Origin of the sequence: Mesorhizobium sp. M4B.F.Ca.ET.089.01.1.1 (assembly GCF_004022605.1) — a bacterium.
Classification (GTDB): domain Bacteria; phylum Pseudomonadota; class Alphaproteobacteria; order Rhizobiales; family Rhizobiaceae; genus Mesorhizobium; species Mesorhizobium abyssinicae.
In genome coordinates this window covers 1-582 of the sequence record NZ_RZOS01001226.1, presented here as the reverse complement: position 1 = coordinate 582, position 582 = coordinate 1, and the positions used below count along the sequence as shown (strand labels likewise).

1 protein-coding gene is annotated in these 582 nt (G+C 58.8%); it reads left to right on the top strand.

Annotated elements, in window-relative coordinates:
- Positions 1–523, top strand: a 523-nt coding sequence (locus EN780_RS36890) for a substrate binding domain-containing protein (RefSeq protein WP_210215124.1), incomplete at its 5' end; no start/stop codon positions are given.
- Positions 524–582: the final 59 nt, after the last annotated feature.

The following is a 582-nucleotide window of genomic DNA, read 5'->3' as shown; positions in this document are numbered from 1 at the left end:
GAGTGTCTCGGTCGATATCGGAAACCGTTTGGTCGACCTGATCGGCGAGCACTATGATGTGGCGCTCCGCGTGGGGCCGCTCAGCGATTCATCCCTGATCGCTCAAAAGATTTCGACGCAGAAGATCGTGTTCGTCGCTTCGCCGGACTTCTGTCAGAAATTCGGCACGCCGCGATCGATCGACGAGATCAAGGATTGCCCGTCGGTCACACAGGTCAGCGGAGAATGGGGCCGTACGCACCAGTTCAATCACCACGGTGCGACGATCCATTTCGACGTTCCCCAACATCTAACCATGAACTCGGCGCGCGCAGTCAAGAACGCCTGTCTGACCGGATACGGCTATTCCTTGCTCCCAGACTTTATGGTCGACAAGGACATCCGCGAGGGCCGCCTGGTACGCCTGCTGCCTCACCTTGAGCCTGTCGAGCAGCCTATCTACGCCTTCTATGCACAGCGGCGCCATATGCCGCAAAAGATGCGCGTGTTCGTCGACTTTCTGCGTGAGGCATTTCGCAGCTAACGGGCGGATCACGGACGGGCCTCACTGCTTTGCGCAGTGGTTTCGGCCGAGCAGTGGGA